General features: G+C 36.1%; 18 protein-coding genes. 5 read left to right on the top strand and 13 right to left on the bottom strand.

Annotated elements, in window-relative coordinates:
* Positions 1–7 precede the first annotated feature (7 nt).
* Positions 8–1006: a YhdH/YhfP family quinone oxidoreductase gene (locus ACHZK0_RS04100; RefSeq protein WP_395761177.1), complete on the bottom strand. Its 999-nt coding sequence runs from the start codon at positions 1004–1006 to the stop codon at positions 8–10.
* A gap of 314 nt (positions 1007–1320) precedes the next feature.
* On the opposite strand from ACHZK0_RS04100, the gene ACHZK0_RS04095 reads away from it, so the two are divergent.
* Together ACHZK0_RS04095 and ACHZK0_RS04090 are read left to right on the top strand one after the other, a co-directional pair.
* Positions 1321–2529, top strand: a complete 1209-nt coding sequence (locus tag ACHZK0_RS04095; RefSeq protein WP_270606420.1) for an LCP family protein — start codon at positions 1321–1323, stop codon at positions 2527–2529.
* Positions 2530–2677: 148 nt separating this feature from the next.
* Positions 2678–3118, top strand: coding sequence for a hypothetical protein (locus ACHZK0_RS04090; protein ID WP_000642361.1), 441 nt, complete (start codon positions 2678–2680; stop codon positions 3116–3118).
* Between the two features lie 33 nt (positions 3119–3151).
* Here ACHZK0_RS04090 and ACHZK0_RS04085 read toward each other — a convergent pair whose 3' ends face one another.
* From ACHZK0_RS04085 to ACHZK0_RS04030, 12 genes are all read right to left on the bottom strand, one after another.
* Positions 3152–3916, bottom strand: coding sequence for a sulfite exporter TauE/SafE family protein (locus ACHZK0_RS04085; protein ID WP_262740891.1), 765 nt, complete (start codon positions 3914–3916; stop codon positions 3152–3154).
* A gap of 33 nt (positions 3917–3949) precedes the next feature.
* Positions 3950–4429, bottom strand: a complete 480-nt coding sequence (locus tag ACHZK0_RS04080) for a DsrE/DsrF/DrsH-like family protein (RefSeq protein WP_000437730.1) — start codon at positions 4427–4429, stop codon at positions 3950–3952.
* A 72-nt stretch (positions 4430–4501) separates the two neighbouring features.
* On the bottom strand, positions 4502–4798 hold the full coding sequence (locus tag ACHZK0_RS04075) for a rhodanese-like domain-containing protein (RefSeq protein WP_262740892.1): 297 nt from the start codon (positions 4796–4798) through the stop codon (positions 4502–4504).
* Between the two features lie 14 nt (positions 4799–4812).
* Positions 4813–5172, bottom strand: coding sequence for a rhodanese-like domain-containing protein (locus ACHZK0_RS04070; protein WP_395761176.1), 360 nt, complete (start codon positions 5170–5172; stop codon positions 4813–4815).
* A gap of 30 nt (positions 5173–5202) precedes the next feature.
* Positions 5203–5433, bottom strand: a complete 231-nt coding sequence (locus ACHZK0_RS04065) for a sulfurtransferase TusA family protein (protein ID WP_048526303.1) — start codon at positions 5431–5433, stop codon at positions 5203–5205.
* Positions 5434–5465: 32 nt separating this feature from the next.
* Positions 5466–6596 carry an MBL fold metallo-hydrolase gene (locus ACHZK0_RS04060; RefSeq protein WP_270606422.1) on the bottom strand — a complete coding sequence of 377 codons (1131 nt, stop codon included), beginning with the start codon at positions 6594–6596 and terminating at the stop codon, positions 5466–5468.
* Between the two features lie 38 nt (positions 6597–6634).
* The gene (locus ACHZK0_RS04055) at positions 6635–7195 is read right to left on the bottom strand and encodes a sulfurtransferase TusA family protein (RefSeq protein ID WP_270606423.1); all 561 of its coding nucleotides are present in this window, start codon (positions 7193–7195) and stop codon (positions 6635–6637) included.
* A gap of 88 nt (positions 7196–7283) precedes the next feature.
* Complete coding sequence (locus ACHZK0_RS04050) at positions 7284–7547, bottom strand: metal-sensitive transcriptional regulator (protein ID WP_000456206.1); 264 nt, start codon at positions 7545–7547, stop codon at positions 7284–7286.
* A gap of 185 nt (positions 7548–7732) precedes the next feature.
* Positions 7733–9397: a CoA-disulfide reductase gene (cdr, locus tag ACHZK0_RS04045; RefSeq protein WP_395761175.1), complete on the bottom strand. Its 1665-nt coding sequence runs from the start codon at positions 9395–9397 to the stop codon at positions 7733–7735.
* A gap of 142 nt (positions 9398–9539) precedes the next feature.
* Positions 9540–10817, bottom strand: coding sequence for a neutral/alkaline non-lysosomal ceramidase N-terminal domain-containing protein (locus ACHZK0_RS04040; RefSeq protein WP_395761174.1), 1278 nt, complete (start codon positions 10815–10817; stop codon positions 9540–9542).
* 108 nt (positions 10818–10925) lie between these two features.
* Entirely contained in the window at positions 10926–12344 is a 1419-nt protein-coding gene (gene spoVR / locus ACHZK0_RS04035; RefSeq protein ID WP_144612996.1) for a stage V sporulation protein SpoVR, read from the bottom strand.
* Positions 12345–12458: 114 nt separating this feature from the next.
* Positions 12459–13019 (bottom strand): nitroreductase, encoded by a 561-nt coding sequence (locus ACHZK0_RS04030; RefSeq protein ID WP_270340806.1) that lies wholly within the window; start codon positions 13017–13019, stop codon positions 12459–12461.
* A 238-nt stretch (positions 13020–13257) separates the two neighbouring features.
* Here ACHZK0_RS04030 and ACHZK0_RS04025 point away from each other — a divergent pair, with 238 nt between their 5' ends.
* The 3 genes from ACHZK0_RS04025 (at position 13258) to ACHZK0_RS04015 (ending at position 16563) form a co-directional block, all read left to right on the top strand.
* A complete protein-coding gene (locus tag ACHZK0_RS04025; RefSeq protein WP_395761173.1) occupies positions 13258–13854 on the top strand; it encodes a hypothetical protein in 597 nt (198 codons plus the stop codon).
* A 124-nt stretch (positions 13855–13978) separates the two neighbouring features.
* Positions 13979–15484 carry a spore germination protein gene (locus ACHZK0_RS04020; protein ID WP_270340811.1) on the top strand — a complete coding sequence of 502 codons (1506 nt, stop codon included), beginning with the start codon at positions 13979–13981 and terminating at the stop codon, positions 15482–15484.
* Positions 15481–16563, top strand: a complete 1083-nt coding sequence (locus ACHZK0_RS04015; protein ID WP_395761172.1) for a Ger(x)C family spore germination protein — start codon at positions 15481–15483, stop codon at positions 16561–16563. Before ACHZK0_RS04020 ends, ACHZK0_RS04015 begins: the two co-directional genes overlap by 4 nt.

The raw sequence follows: 16563 nt of genomic DNA, 5'->3' as shown, positions 1-16563 counted from the left end.
TCTTTTTTCATTTCATATTTACAACCGTTCTTCCTTTTAACTTTCCTTGCAATATAAGTGTAAACTTCTCATCTAACTCTTCTAATGTACATTCTTCTGTATAAGATAGTAACTCATTATTTTCCCATTCACTTGCTAAGAGCGTCCACACATCTCTTCTCACATCCAATGGGCATTGCACAGAATCTATCCCTAACAGGCTTATACCTCGCAAAATAAACGGATATACCGTTGTTTGTAATGCCTCGCCTGCCACATTACCACATGTCGTTACACAACCACCATACTTTACCGTTTTTAAAGCTGTTTCTAACATTCTTCCGCCTACAGTATCGATAACCCCGGCGTATATCCCTTTTAACATTGGTCTTCCTGATTCATCATTCAACTCCGTACGATGAATCACTTTTTTCGCTCCTAGATGTAGTAGCATCTCTTCCTCTTCCATTTTCCCTGTCGCTCCTACTACGTTAAATCCTAACTTACTTAAAATACTAACAGCTACACTCCCTACGCCGCCTGTGGCACCCGTTACTAACACATCTCCCATATTAGGCGTGATCCCTGCTCCAATAAGCTTATACACTGATAAGGCAGCTGTAAAACCTGCTGTCCCGTACATCATACTTTCCTTTAATGACATTCCCTCTGGTAAAGGGATAACCCAAGATGCCGGCACGCGAATATATTCTCCGAAACCACCAGAAGTATTCATCCCTAAATCATAACCCGTTACAATGACTTGATCGCCTACTTTAATAGTTTCACCTTTACTACCCACAACTTCTCCTGCTGCATCAATTCCTGGCGTATGAGGATATGTTCTCGTTACACCTTTATTACCAGTAGCTGAAAGTGCATCTTTATAATTTAATGAAGAATAATGAACCTGTATTAATACGTCCCCCTCAGGTAAACTACTTACTTCTCTCTCTACAACGTTTCTTACAAACTGCTTACTTTCTGTTTCGTTCACAACGATTGCTCGGAATGATGTATGATTCATTATGGTCTCTCCTTTATCCGTCAAATTCTTCTTTATTATATAGAAGAAATAAGTAAACCTACTCATTTCTTCTTGGCTATATTTCAACAAATCTTACTTCTCTATTACTTTCTCACAATACATATTTTCATTTCCACTAAAACAACTTATACTTATTCTACATCTCAAAAATAAAATATAAAAAATCTGACTTTTTATAAATATATTGAATTTTTACGAAATGTAAATGATTTGTAATGTTTTTTTTCGTCAAATTTCATTATAATAAGTGGATATGAGTGTCGTATTTCAATCCAAATGAAGGAGTACAAGAAATGGAGCAAAACCCATCTTTGCAAGAAAATACACGCAGTAAACCGAAAAAAGGTAAGAAAAAAACAAAAATTATTATAAGCGTTATTCTATTCTTTTTAATAATAGGTGGCGGTTATACTTGGTTTTTAGTAAATAAAGCATCTTCTGCTGTTCGAAATGCCGCACACGATTTAGCGCGCGGTGATAAATCTGATTTACGTGATAAAGCTGTAAAACCTATTGCGAACAATGTCTCTGTCTTAATCATGGGTGTTGATGAAAGCGATGTCCGTGGGAAAGAATATGGTGAAGCTATAAGAACGGATGCACTATTACTTGCAACGTTTAATAAAGATAGCAAAACTGTAAAACTATTAAGTATTCCACGAGATACATATACTTATATCCCAGTGGAAAAGAAAAAAGATAAAATTACACACGCTCATGCATACGGTTCTACTAAAAACGGAAAAGACGGTGGACCACAAGCAAGTATTGATGCAGTTGAAAAATTAATGAATGTTCCTGTCGATTACTTTGTAAAGTTTAACTTCAAATCATTTATGAAAATTGTCGATGATTTAGGCGGGATTGAAGTCGATGTACCAGTTGAATTTACTGAACAAGATAGCAATGATAATGCTGATGCAATTCATCTGAAAAAAGGTGTTCAAAAGCTAAATAGTGAAGAAGCTCTTGCTCTTGCTAGAACGCGCCACATCGATAGTGATGCAATGCGTGGACAACGTCAACAACTCGTTATTGAAGCAATTTTAAAGAAACTAACAAGCGTTGGATCTGTAACAAAAGTTGGTAACATCATTGATGATATTAACGGACAATTCGTTACTAACTTAACATTCGATGATATGCTTTCATTCTACAAGTACGGATCGGACTCAGAAATTGAGAAATTACAAATTCAAGGTGAAGACTGCTATATGGAAAAAGGTGACGATACATGTAGCAAATCTGCTGGTGGCGGCCGAACGTATTACTACAATCCAGATAAAAAAGAATTAGCAAAAGTTACAAACGAACTTCGTGCTCACCTTGGATTACCTGCATATACAAAAACAGACTCTGATTCGAAGAAAACAAGCACAGAGAAAACAAAAGAATCTAAGTCAGAAAATACAAGTGAACGCGAATCAAGTAACAATGAAGTGAAAAATAAGAATAAAAATAGCAGTGAAGATACAGAAACATCGTCTAACGACAATGAATAAAAAAGAAGTAGTTCTCTATGGAGGTAGAGAGCTGCTTCTTTTTATTTCTTCAATATCAAAAATCAGAACTTTCTAACTATCTTTTTTAATATTTTTAAATTATAATAAATAATAGCAATCTATTCCAATTATCAGGGGGCTCATACATATGAAAGCTGCAGTAAAACATAACATCTCAGATTTTAAAGACTACTTAAAATCCAACGATATATACATGGAAGAAAATATAGATGAAAATGATGGTTCTGTTCATTTTTCAGTAGGATTAGAAACAGAAGCTGGTGCAAAAATTCAACTAATCGCTGCTTTCCAAAACGAACATCCTACTGTGGATATATACTGCTTCAATGTTGCTCACGTACCTGATGCAACATCAACAAATGACATTTTGCACGTTATCAATGAATTAAACACATCTTATCGATTTGCAAAGTTCACATTAAACAAGCAAAATGCAATTGATATTTCAGCATCGCTTGCATTCTCAGAACCAAACTTTAATCCAGCACTTGTCTTTGAACATACGAGAATGCTATATAAATTAGCAAATGACGAATATAAAAACTTAATGAAAGTTATTTGGGCGTAAATAAAAGGATGGGCTGCAAGCAGCACCATCCTTTTATTTCGATATCATATCAATCCACATCTTAACAGCAGTGCCTACAATCAAAATCGATAACATATATTGCAGTGCTTTTTGATTGATCCTCTTCCCAACTCGCGCTCCAAGCGGCGCAGCAAAGATACTTGCAATCGCAATAATGAGAGCTGGAATTACAACTACTTGCCCAGTTATCACTTTTCCAGTCGTAATCCCTACTGAGGAAATAAACGTAATAGCAATAGATGTTGCTATTGTTGTACGTATCGGCAATTTTAAAATCACTAACATAATCGGTACTAATAAGAAAGAACCACCAGCACCTATAATGCCTGATGCTCCACCTACAATAAACGCTAGCAAACTTGCTAACCATTTATTATATTTCACTTTATCACCACTATTTCGCTTCGGTACGAACATCATAATAGCAGCAATTGTTGCTAACACTGCATAAACAACATTGACCGTATGTTCCTCTAATACGTTAGCACCAAAACTCCCGATGAAACTTCCTACTAATATACTAGCTCCCATATACATAACTAACGTTTTATCCATATCATTACTTTTCCGATAGGCCCATGCCCCTGCAAAAGTTGCAAAGAATACTTGCACTGCTGTAATACCACTCACTTCATGTGACGTATAGCCAGTAAATCCTAGCAATACCGGAATGTATAGGATCATCGGATAATTAATAATCGCACCGCCAATTCCAACCATTCCTGATATAAACGATCCGATAAACCCAATTATAAAAAGTAATACGACTAAACTCACCTTATATCCCCCGCCTTCTAAAAAGAAGGTGATTTAAATGAATAAGTTCACATTCCCATCCGAAGCATCTGCTAAATAAGCTCCTACTCCTGCAAACTCTACCCCTTCCATAATCTCTTCCTCTTTTAACCCTAATAAATCTACCGTCATTTGACAAGCTACAAGTTTAATTCCCTGTTCTTTCGCCAAATCCATTAAATCCGGTAAAGGCATCGCATTATGTTTTTTCATAATACCTTTAATCATCTTTGGTCCCATACCGGCAAAATTCATTTTTGATAATCCCATCTTATCCGCACCACGCGGCATCATCTTTCCAAATACTTTTTCTATGAACGTTTTCTTTACCTTCACATGTTCATCTTTCCTTAAAGCATTTAAGCCCCAAAAAGTATGAAAAATAGTCACCTCTTGATCATACGCCGCTGCACCATTTGCAATAATATAAGCAGCCATTGCTTTATCATAATCTCCGCTAAATAAAACGATTGTTGTTTTCTTCTGTTGTTCCATGTTGTTCTCCCTCCAATTACCTATAGGGGTATTTTATTATTTGTAAAAAGGCTCAAATCATTTATCTCTATACTATAAGACTTTACCTTCCCACGCTAACATACCACCTACCATATTGATCGCTTGAAAACCGTAACTCTCTAAAAACTGAACTGCTCTTGCACTTCTTCCGCCAGAGCGACAAACGATAATATACTCCTTCTTTTTATCCAACTCATGCATACGAAATTCTAATAATCCTAATGGAATGTTACATGCTTCTGGGATTTTTCCCTCGGCAACTTCTTCTACTTCACGTACGTCTACGATATTTACTGCTTCTTTACGTAACAATTTTTCTTCTAATTCTTTTGCTGTCATTTCTCTCATTTTAAATTCCCTCCTCACAAACCATTCATACCGCCTGAAACATTAATAACTTGCTGAAACCCTAATTTCTTTAATACTTTTGCTGCTTGCTTACTTCTCATCCCGCTCTGACAAATAACGATTACTTCTTTATTTTTATCTAATTGATTTGCTTTACTAGTTAACTCATTTAACGGGATATTTTGAAATCCCTTCATATGATTTCCTCTGTATTCACCTACTGTGCGAACATCGATAAATTGTTTTCCCTTTTTTCCTGCTATACTCTTTAATTCTTTCCTACTTATATTTTGAACACCTTTCACCGGTAAAAAACGTGAAATAACAAACGCTGCAGCCAGGACAATGAAAAGCGTACTTAATATTGTATTCATATAACCAACCTCTCTACATTTATAAACATGCTACGCCTTCTTAATCCAAAACTTTAGCACATCAGCTTCTTCTTCATGCTTTACGATGTCATGACCACCTTTATTTGCCCACGCTGGAATATCCTTAACTGACCCTTTATCCGTTACATGTACTTCTAACACTTCTCCAGTTTGTAAAGTATCCATCGCTTTCTTCGTTCTTACAATCGGCATCGGACATGCTAAACCTTTCGCATCTAATACTTGTTTTACATTCATCATCTATTCCTCCATTTTTTTATTTATTTATTTCATTATTCATGAACTGCACAACGGTTTGGACCAATCTCCATTTCACGCTCTTCATCCACACTCGGATGGATTTTACCCATATTCGTTTGACGAATTTCTTCGTAAGCATTCGGCTGAGGTGGTAAATTCTCCGTTACAACTTTACGAAACTCTCCCTCATCCTCAATGTTTAGTCCTGCATTATACGCAAATAAATCGTTTAACTTTGCGCTCACAACACCATTCTCATCCATTTCACTTATTTTTGAATAATGAGCTGGTAACACGATTAATTGTTGAGATAGTACTTTATATCGGTTATATAGAGTTTCTCGTAAATCACTCACCCAATCTTCAGCCTTTCCAGCAAGATCTGGACGCCCGATTGAATCAACAAATAAAATATCACCTGATAATAAATAGGAATCATCTACAATAAATGATGTACTTCCAATCGTATGCCCCGGTGAGTATAATGCATCAATTTCAATTTTAGTACCCCCCACCGTAATGATAGATCCTTCAACGAGCGGCTTATATGAGAAAACAACTTCCTCCGCATCTTTTGGCGGTAACCAATACGTACCACCTACTTTTTCAGCTAACTTACGTCCACCCGAAATATGGTCTGCATGTAAATGTGTATCCATTACATTCGTAATCATAACGCCATGCTCTTTCGCAAACTCTTCATATGCTTCAACTGTTCTGACTGCATCAATAACTGCCGCTTCACCATTTGAAACGACCATATAAGATAAACAACCTTTTCCAAGGCGATTAAATTGATATATACTTCCTCCGCCCTGTACATCTCCTACTTTTAGCGGCTTCACATATTCACTCCAAGCTTTCATACCGCCAGCTAAATAATAAATATTTTCTAATCCGGCCTCTGTTAATTGCTCTGCCACAAATATAGAAGACCCTTCTTTTGCACATACTACTAAAATATCTTTATCTTTAGGTAATTCACTTACAATATTTTCTACACCATCTAACAAATCAAAATATGGTTTATTTATAGAAGAAATTTGTCTCCCTTCAATTTTCCAATCTGCATAATCCGTCTCATTACGAACATCTAAAATAAACAACTCTCCGAATAAAACTTTCTCTGCAACATCTTTTGCTTGTAACGGTTTAACATTCATCTAATTACCCCCGTAGGTATATTTTTATTTAAAAAATTTTATTTTGCCACATTCCCTTGCCACTCTAACATGCCTGGAATGACATTTTTCACATTTGCATAACCTTTCTCTTTCAACATGTGGCAAGCTACATCACTACGGTTACCAGTTCGACAAACAACATAAATTTGCTTCGTCTGATCTAACGCTGCACTGCCTAGTTCGCCTAATGGAACTGAAATAGCCGATGGAATATGACCAAAGGCGAATTCTGCTGCTTCACGAACATCTACTACAATACATTCTTCACCACTTAATAATATCTCTTCCAATTCCGCATTTGTAATTATATGAGGATATTTCACTACTTCATTCACTTCATGCTCATGTGCTTTTCTAACGTAATGCATCAATAGATCACCTTCGTGTTTCGTCCCGATATATTGATGACCTACTTTACTCGCCCAACTTTGTATATCTACAGTAGACCCTTTATCTGTTGCCTGAACTTCAATCACTTGCCCTGACATCAACCCTTCCATCGCCTTCTTCGTCTTCACAATTGGCATCGGACATGCTAAACCTTTACAATCTAAACTCATATCCACTTTTATACTCATAGTCGATTCCTCCATAATGTATATACATATACCTGTAGGGGTATATTAAAATGTTTTTGAAAATCTGTCAACACTTATGTTTGACAGATTATCGGCTTTTTACAAGTAATTGAACAGCTTCTTTAATTAACTCTTCATTTGAACCGTTACCACTTTCAAACTGTTCACGTAAACATTGCTCTAAATTTGTCCCAACAACAAGTCCAATTGTACGATCTAGTGCAGAACGAGATGCCGTTAACTGTGTAATAACCTCTCGGCAATCTTTTCCTTCTTCCATCATACGAAGTACACCACGAACTTGACCTTCAATACGTTTCAATCTATTTTTCATATCTTGATTATATTCCATTCTATAATCACCTCATTACCATTATGTCACTATTTATAGCTTATGACAATATATTATACCCTACAGGGTATTTTGTAAACCCCTATTTTTAATGTTTATCTTATATGTGCATAAAACAAGAAGTGAAACCTTACTATATAGGCTTTCATCTTCCACCAAATTTTGAAGTGGAAGATGAAAAAATATTAATATACAACACGTTCTGGTAATACTGTCCCATACAATTTAAAGCCACCATCTACATTCTTTACCTTATATCCTTTTTCCATTAACATGCGCGCTGCAACATACCCTCTCATACCAAGCTGGCAAGTAATATATATTTCTTTATCTACCGGCACTTCATCCAAACGATCACGTAATTCATCTAATGGAATATGAATAGAGCCTTTCATCATTCCTTGTTTGAGTTCATTAGGCTCTCGAACATCAATAAGATATCCACCATTTTCAACAATACGATCTATTTCATGCCATTGTACTGTTTCCACAAAACCATCTACTATATTACTTGCTGCATACCCCACCATATTTACTGGGTCTTTTGCAGAAGAATACGGCGGGGCATATGATAATTCTAAATCTGGCAAATCAATTACAGTTAAATTTGCCTTCATTGCCGTTGCGATAACATCAATACGCTTATCTACACCATCACGTCCTAAAGCCTGAGCCCCATACATTTTTCCGCTTTCTTTATTGAAAATTAATTTTATTAGCACTGGCGTAGCATTCGGATAGTATCCAGCATGCGAATTCGCCTGTACATGTACTACCTCATGGGGTATATCTAATCGTTTTAATATTTTCTCATTTACGCCCGTCGCAGCAACTGTTAAATCAAAAACTTTAGCTATAGAAGTTCCCATCGTACCTTTATATAAAGAATCTGTATGACCATGAATAATATCTGCTAACATGCGACCTTGACGATTAGCTGGCCACGCTAAAGGAATCATCGTTTCTGTTTCTGTAACAAAATCCTTTACTTCAATCGCATCACCAATTGCATATATATGTGGGTCTGATGTTTGAAAACTCTCATTTACCTTTATCGTTCCTCTAACTCCTAGTGCTAACCCTGCATCCTTCGCTAAACTGCTCTCTGGTTGCACACCAATTGCTAAAATAATCATATCTGTCTTTATGATTGAGCCACTTTTTAAACGTACAACAGTCCCGTTCTCTTCTAATGCATCTACACCATCTTCAAAAACAAGCTCAACATTGTGCTTTTTCAAATGCTCATGTACATATGCTGCCATTTCATAATCGATTGGTGGCATTACTTGATTTTCCATCTCTACAAGAGTAACATTAATTCCTCGTTCTCTTAAGTTTTCAACCATTTCAACTCCAATAAATCCGCCACCAATAACCGTCGCATGACGTGGTTTCTTCTCATCAATATACGCTTTAATACGATCTGTATCAGGTACATTTCGTAACGTAAACATCACCTTCGCTTCTTCAATACCTGGAATAGATGGAACAATTGGTTTTGCCCCTGGCGAAAGAATTAAAATATCATATTCCTCGTTATATGTTTCATTTGTAGTTACATTCTTTATCGTAATTGTTTTCTCTTCTTTATTAACCTTTACCACTTCACTCAATACACGTATATCTAAATTAAAACGCTTTGACATCCTTTCAACAGTTTGTACTAATAACTTTTGTCTTTCTGTAATAACACCGCCAATGTAGTGTGGTAATCCACAATTTGCAAATGAAATATATTCACCACGCTCCACCATAATAATTTCATCTTCTTCACTTAAACGACGAAGCCTTGCAGCGACTGATGCCCCGCCCGCAACTCCACCTACTACTACAATTTTTCTAGACATATTTCAAACCTCCATCTTGTTTATTATTTAATTTTCTCATGCACCACAAATATCATATACCTGTACGGGTATATGATAGAGTATAAAAAAACGAATTTCAATATATATGTCTTTCTTTCACAAATTTGAAACAAAAAAGAACTTAGATATCTCCAAGTTCTTTTTCGTATAGTTCTATCACTTTTTGTACGATTAAATCTGCTGTATTTTCCTCCGGTGGCATCAATAAATTCGTAACAGGCCCATATACAACAGGATTTAATTCTACTTCATATCCACCATATGCAAACTCTTCCCTTGTCGGTAAATAACCAATATATCCATTCGTATATCCACCAAGAAAGACTATTTCATTTTGAAGACGTTCTTTCATTTCTAACGCAGTCTCTGAAAAAGGTTCCATCGGTATACCAGAGAATATACCATCATTAACTTGAAACAGTTGAACTTCTAAATCAATATGTAACTGCCGAATTCCTTGCTTATATTTCTCTAAAACGATAGTAAGCCATTCATCCGTATTCACACCCCACTGCTTCTCCGCCAATTGAGCCATGCTTCTTATCTCATTCATTTCAGGAATATCTTTCAACTTCATTTGCATCGTACTCGAAACTGTTCTTAAATTTACAATTGGGCTATATGTAACTGTTGGCAACATCGTTAATACATGTCCACTAAGTGTGTAAGCCATTTGCTTTACTGCTTCCCTTGAACCGCGATACTTCGCATTTACATTACCAGCAGCTCCTTGCACAATAATAACAGGACAGTTTACGATCTTCTCAAGAATCTCCCTCGTCATTCCAGGATAATCCGCTGATAATACATCGCTATCACCTTTTAAAACATTTGGATGCGCAGTACAAAATACTATAATCCCAGATAGCTCCTTCGTTTCAGCATTTCTTATTGCTAACATACCAATTTGTTTATCTACAACACCTTCTATATTTGTTCCCATCTTTGCTCTTCCATCAGATGTTCTCTCTCTTCGGTTTATCCCAATATCACCTGTCGTAACACCCCAGCCAACTTCACATAGCTCCAAGTTATTATTTGCAGTAACCGCACCGTGCACTATATTATTTAGTAAAATCGTTTTATACGACTTTACTAAAGGTTGCTCACCAACAGTTTCCGGACCAGAGTGTGTATGTGTATAAACAACTGTTATTCGCTCAAATGGCACATGAAGCCTGCTAGCTACGCGCTCACGAATCATATTCGTATCTTCTACTAACATCCCAATATTATCAATGCTTATAAACACAGTTTTCATTTCATCTTTTTCAAATACAAAAACTGTCCCATAAATACGCTCTTCAATATTATTTATTCCTGTCTCTCTATGGTATCCAACAAAATCAATACCTACAGGCGGCGTAATATCTACCTTGCATACCCCTATTCTGCTCATTTGAATCGCTCCATTTCTCTATGTAACTCCCTTTTTTCAAGAATAGCATATTTGGCCTTGTGCCAAATAAAAAAGAACGGACATAGCATTCTATGTCCGTTCTTTTCATCACACATACTTCCGATGCACCATCTTCCCATCATAAGAAAACACAACGCCCTTACTCTCCACAATGGACTCCATATGCACTGTTCTTCCCCATAATTGATGAAGGTATGGCAATACTTTTTCTAAGTATTTTAAATCGAGCTCAATTCCTTCGTAACTATGTTTAATGTACAATTCGCCGTTCTTTAAGTAGTCTCCATCTTCTACTACTAAGTATGGGAAGCCGCCATTTGTACGCATATTTACGAGCTGATCACGTACATGTTCCCACTCTTTATCTATTACTTTATATTCTTTTCCTTGGCGCTGGAATAAGTACATATCTTCTCTCATTACGAGATCTTTGTTTAAGTAGTTTCTTAAGAATGATACATCCCATTCAATTTCGCGTACTTCAAAGATTTTGTCGCGACCAGAACCTGGTTTTACACCGCGTCGTTTCATTTCTTCTGTCGGATTGTTGTAGCGTTCTTCAATATCTTCAAACATTTTAATACCGAGGTAGTATGGGTTAATGCTTGTTTTTGATGGCTGAACGACACCTGCATTTAATTTCGCAAATTCAATTGCTTCATCAGATGTTAAGTCCATTTCACGAAGTATGCGTTGATGCCAGTATGATGCCCAGCCTTCATTCATAATTTTCGTTTCAAGCTGCGGCCAGAAATATAGCATTTCCTCACGCATCATCGTTAATATGTCTCGCTGCCAATCTTCTAGCTCACGGCTATATTCTTCAATAAAAAGGAGTAAATCTTTCTCTGGTTGCGGCGGAATTTTCTTCTTTTTACGTACATTAGAACGTTCCCTCTTTTTATTGCGATCATCTAGATTCCATAGGTCATCGTATTGTGATGCCTTTTTCTTTTCTACTTCTTCCTCTTCCAAGTCATCAATACTCCACGCAAGTTTCGGGCGCATAAGCGACGGATCAATATGTTCTTGAATGGCAAGTACGGCATCCAAAAATGTTTCGACTTCTGCCTTTCCGTACTTATGCTCATATGCTTTCACTCGATCAGCCGTTGCCGCCATGCTCTCCACCATATCTCGTTTCGTATTAGAGAAGCGAATATTATTTTTAAAGAAATCACAGTGTGCTAAAACGTGCGCTACAATTAATTTATTTTGAATTAACGAGTTCGTATCTAATAAAAAGGCGTAACATGGATCAGAGTTAATAACGAGTTCGTATATTTTACTAAGACCTAAATCGTATTGTAATTTCATTCTGAAAAACTGTTTTCCAAAACTCCAATGTGAAAACCGCGTCGGCATCCCATATGCACCAAATGTATAAATAATTTCTGCTGGACATATTTCATAACGCATCGGATAAAAATCAAGCCCAAATCCAGTCGCAATTTCCGTAATTTCCGCAATCGCATATTGCAGTGCTTTATCGTCACTTGCTCTCATTATTTTCCCTCCTTACACTTTCCCTTAAGAAAGTGTATGATGAGGAACAAGCTTTCATGAGGATTGATTGCATAATAAAAAGACATCCTCATAAAAACGAGAATGTCTCATCTATTAACCTTCAATAATCTCCATCTTCTCCGTAATCGGCGTACGAGCTTTTCCTTCTGGCGCTTTATCAAAATAGCCAAGGTGAAGAATTCCAACAATGCGTTGACCTCTTGTTAAACCAAGTCCTTCTATAAATAATGGATTGTAGTTTAATCCGCCTGATTTCCAAACAGTACCTAATCCACGTTCCCAAGCAAGAAGTTGGAAGTTTTGCATAAATGCACATGTTGCAGCGTAATCTTCGTCACGTTGAATTTGGCGTGGGTCTTCATTTATATATACGACGATTTGTGCAGGTGTGCTTAAGAAACGATCTGATAAAATTTTACCGCGTTTCGCTCTTTCTTCTTCTGTGAAAGAGTTTAATACTGCGTCTACTAATTTCTGACGGCCTTCTCCAATGTATAATTTACAATTCCATGGCTCACGGTGTTGATGGTTTGGTGCCCAAGTTGCATCGTTTAATAGTTCAATTAATAATTCTTTTTCTACTGCTTTATCTGTAAATGTACGAACAGAACGTCTTTCTTTAATCACATTTGCGATGGAAGTATATGTAGTCATATTTTTCTCTCCCTTATTTTTATTTTTATCTATATGTATACGCTTGTTATTGATATTGATTTTCAATTTCGATTATACCCTAGTTTTTCACTATTAATCAATGTTTTATGTTGGAAAACTTCCAAAAACGTCATTTCATACTGTGAATAAAAAAACTTGATTTGTTCACAAGTATTTCACATTTTATGGAAATGATATGTGTACAGTTTTCCACATTATCCATCTAGGAGGAATTTATATGTACAAAAAAATCGCAGTAAGTATGACCATGGCAACATTATTATTCGGGGCAACCGTCTTCCCTACTTTCGCTGCCACACCAAAAGAAGTAGCATTCCATCATCATAAACCAATTTCAGAAGAAGAAATACAGTCACTCGAAAAACTCGGCTATAACAAACATGAAATTTGGAAAGCTTCTCACATTGCAAAAATGAGTAAAAAAGAAATAAAAGACGTTTTAGCTTACTATAAACAAAATAAATCTTGGGAGAAAACAGCAAAGCATTTCGGTGTAGATCCAAGTAAGTTGAAAAAGCATCATATGAATAAAGAGACGAAAAAAGCACTGCTGCAAGAATTAGCAAATATACAAAAATCGACACCAGACAGCCTAAAACAAAAAATGAAAGATTATAATATCGGATTACGTCAGCTCACGGTATTAACAATCATCTCTCAAAAGAGTAATACCCCTCTCGATGATGTACTAAAAATGAAAAAAGACGGAATGGACATTAAACAAATTGCAGAAAAATTAAATGTTAAAAGAGAAGATATACGAGCAGAGATGATTAAATTAGTGAAGTCTATTAAAGAGAAGAAAACAAATTAACACGCAAAAAAGGAAGAGGTATTCACTGCTCTTCCTTTTCTTTATGAACTTTCAACTTTGAAGTATAAATTCCCGTCTTTCCCAAAAACTAACATAAACAAATGATGTAGTAAGGGGTGAGAAAATGTTTCGTTTATCGTCTAAAAAGAAGAAAAAAATAATCTGTTCCATTCCAGAGTTTATCCTCACTATGAAAGAATCTAGTGATTTCGTTTCCTATAACATCGTAGAAAATGGGACACTATGTTTGTTTTATTATAAATCTACAGCTGAATCACTCCTCATTAATCGATTCATTTTAACACCTATAAAAAGAGAATTAGATCGCATTGAAAATATAAGTGACATAGCAAATATCGTTACACTCGAAGGGATCATCACCAATCCTTCTATTGATGATATTCGTGAAAAATTATTAGTTGGGTATGTACTCATACAGATAAAAAACGATTCTCAAGCAGCAGAATATGCACTTATTCGTGCTGAAAGTTCAGTTTTAGGTACACGATTATATAACGATACGGAAAATGAATATAGTGTAATCGGTCCAAAAGTCGGATTTGTTGAAAATATTGATACAAATACACACTTACTTCGCCGAAATATAGTAACAGAGCAATTGGTTTTCAAAGAAGTTATAGTTGGCTCTATATCAAAAACAAAGGTGATAGTTGCTTACATCGAAGGCATTACAAATGAACAACACATTAATACTGCAATGCAGCGCTTACAAGATGTTGACTTTGATGTTCCTTTTGATGCAACTATGATTGAACAGTTTATTAGCGATAATAGTAACTCACCCTTCCCTGTTTTACTACCTACAGAGCGGTTAGACCGCTCTGTGTACGCATTACTGAATGGAGGCGTTGTTATTTTAACAGACGGTTCACCTTACGCGTTAGCTGGACCAGCGACGTTACTTGATTTCTTCGTCTCGCCAGAAGATTATTATTTACCATGGATAGCAGGCTCATTTCTTCGAATGGTTCGCTTTTTCGGAGCAGCATTCTCGCTATTTTCATCAGCTATTTATACAGCTGTATTAACGTATCACTATCAAATGATTCCTGTGGATTTACTAGGTCCGATTATTTTTTCAAGAGCTAATGTACCCTTTCCGCCCATTTTAGAAGCACTTTTTTTAGAAATCACAATCGAATTGCTCCGTGAAGCTGGAGCACGATTACCTACAAAAGTTGGACAAACAATCGGCATCGTTGGCGGGATTGTAATTGGCCAAGCATCTGTTCAAGCTGCTTTAACGAGTAACATTTTATTAATTGCAGTTGCTTTATCAGCACTCGCTTCTTTTACAACACCAACTGTAAAAATGTCTTCTACTATCCGGATACTACGATTTCCACTTATTCTTTTAGCTGGTGCATTTGGGGGCTTAGGTCTTATTGTAGGATTCGTACTCATATTAGCTCATTTAATTCGCTTAAAATCACTTGGATCACCTTATTTATTACCTCTATATCCATTTCGCGGTTTAGGGACAGCAGAAGGACTACTTCGTTTGCCGTTTAGTCAAACTGCAGAACGCGCTTCTTTTCTAAGACCAAAAAAGAAATGGCGCTATGACCCAAACAAAGCGAAAGAAAAACGCGACGGTGAAGAGAAATGAAGAATATTTTATTATGCTTTTCCATTATCATTTTAATTTTTCAATCTGGTTGTACAGAAACAAATATAGTTGATACACAGCGAATGATTCACGTAGGTGGATTCGATATAGTGAAAGATAAAAAATTTCGCGGGACAATTTTATATCCCGATTACACAAAAGGAGTACAATCGAAACCAGAAACTCAATCAACTCATGCAGGTACAATTGAAACAATCTCTTCCCTTCTAAACGCCAAATCTCCACATACGATCGCTGTAGGTCAAATGCGTGTTGTCCTATTTGGAAAAGCATTTGGTGAACATGGACTTGGAGATGTTATTAACAACTTACAACGTGATCCTAACATTGGCCGTGATGTGCAGCTAGCACTTGTAGATGGTTCAGCAGAAGAATTACTGAAACATGTCAGAATAAATGGATCGCTTTATTTATCTGATTTATTGGAGCAAAATATAAAAAACGAGACAATCCCGCGGACAGCTTTAAATATTTTTTTATATAACTTCTATTCATCTGGATGCGATCCATTTCTTCCTTACATTCAAGTATCAGAAGACAAATCTGCTTCCATTAAAGGACTAGCTTTTTTAAAAAAGGATAAAGTAGCTATGTATACAGATAAAGCAGGATCTTTTTTATTTAAATTGCTCATTAATCCAACGAAAAATGGGCGTTACGAAGTTCCGATACGTCAAGGTAAACATAAAGGATTAATTGCAACCCAAAACTTATCTGGAAATAGTGTTTGTTCCCTTTCCGACACCGGTGACATTCCGAAAGTTCACATTCGGCTGAAATTAAATGGACTTATAAAAAATGCCCCTGACTGGCTTGATTTATCAAAGAGTAAAAATGTAACTTACGTAAAAAAACATGTAGAAAAAACGCTTGAGAAGGATTTAAATGAATTAATAAAACAATTCCAAGAAAAAGAAATTGATCCAATCGGTATACGTGAAGAAATTCGTAGTCACTCAAGAAAATGGAGCATGAAACAAATTCAAGATATGTATCCAAACGTAGCCGTTGCTGTTAAGGTAAAAATTAATATCGTACAATCTGGTATCGGAGAATAG

Source organism: Bacillus sp. 3G2, from assembly GCF_044324725.1.
Lineage (GTDB): Bacteria > Bacillota > Bacilli > Bacillales > Bacillaceae_G > Bacillus_A > Bacillus_A mobilis.
This window is presented reverse-complemented; position numbering and strand designations above follow the sequence as displayed.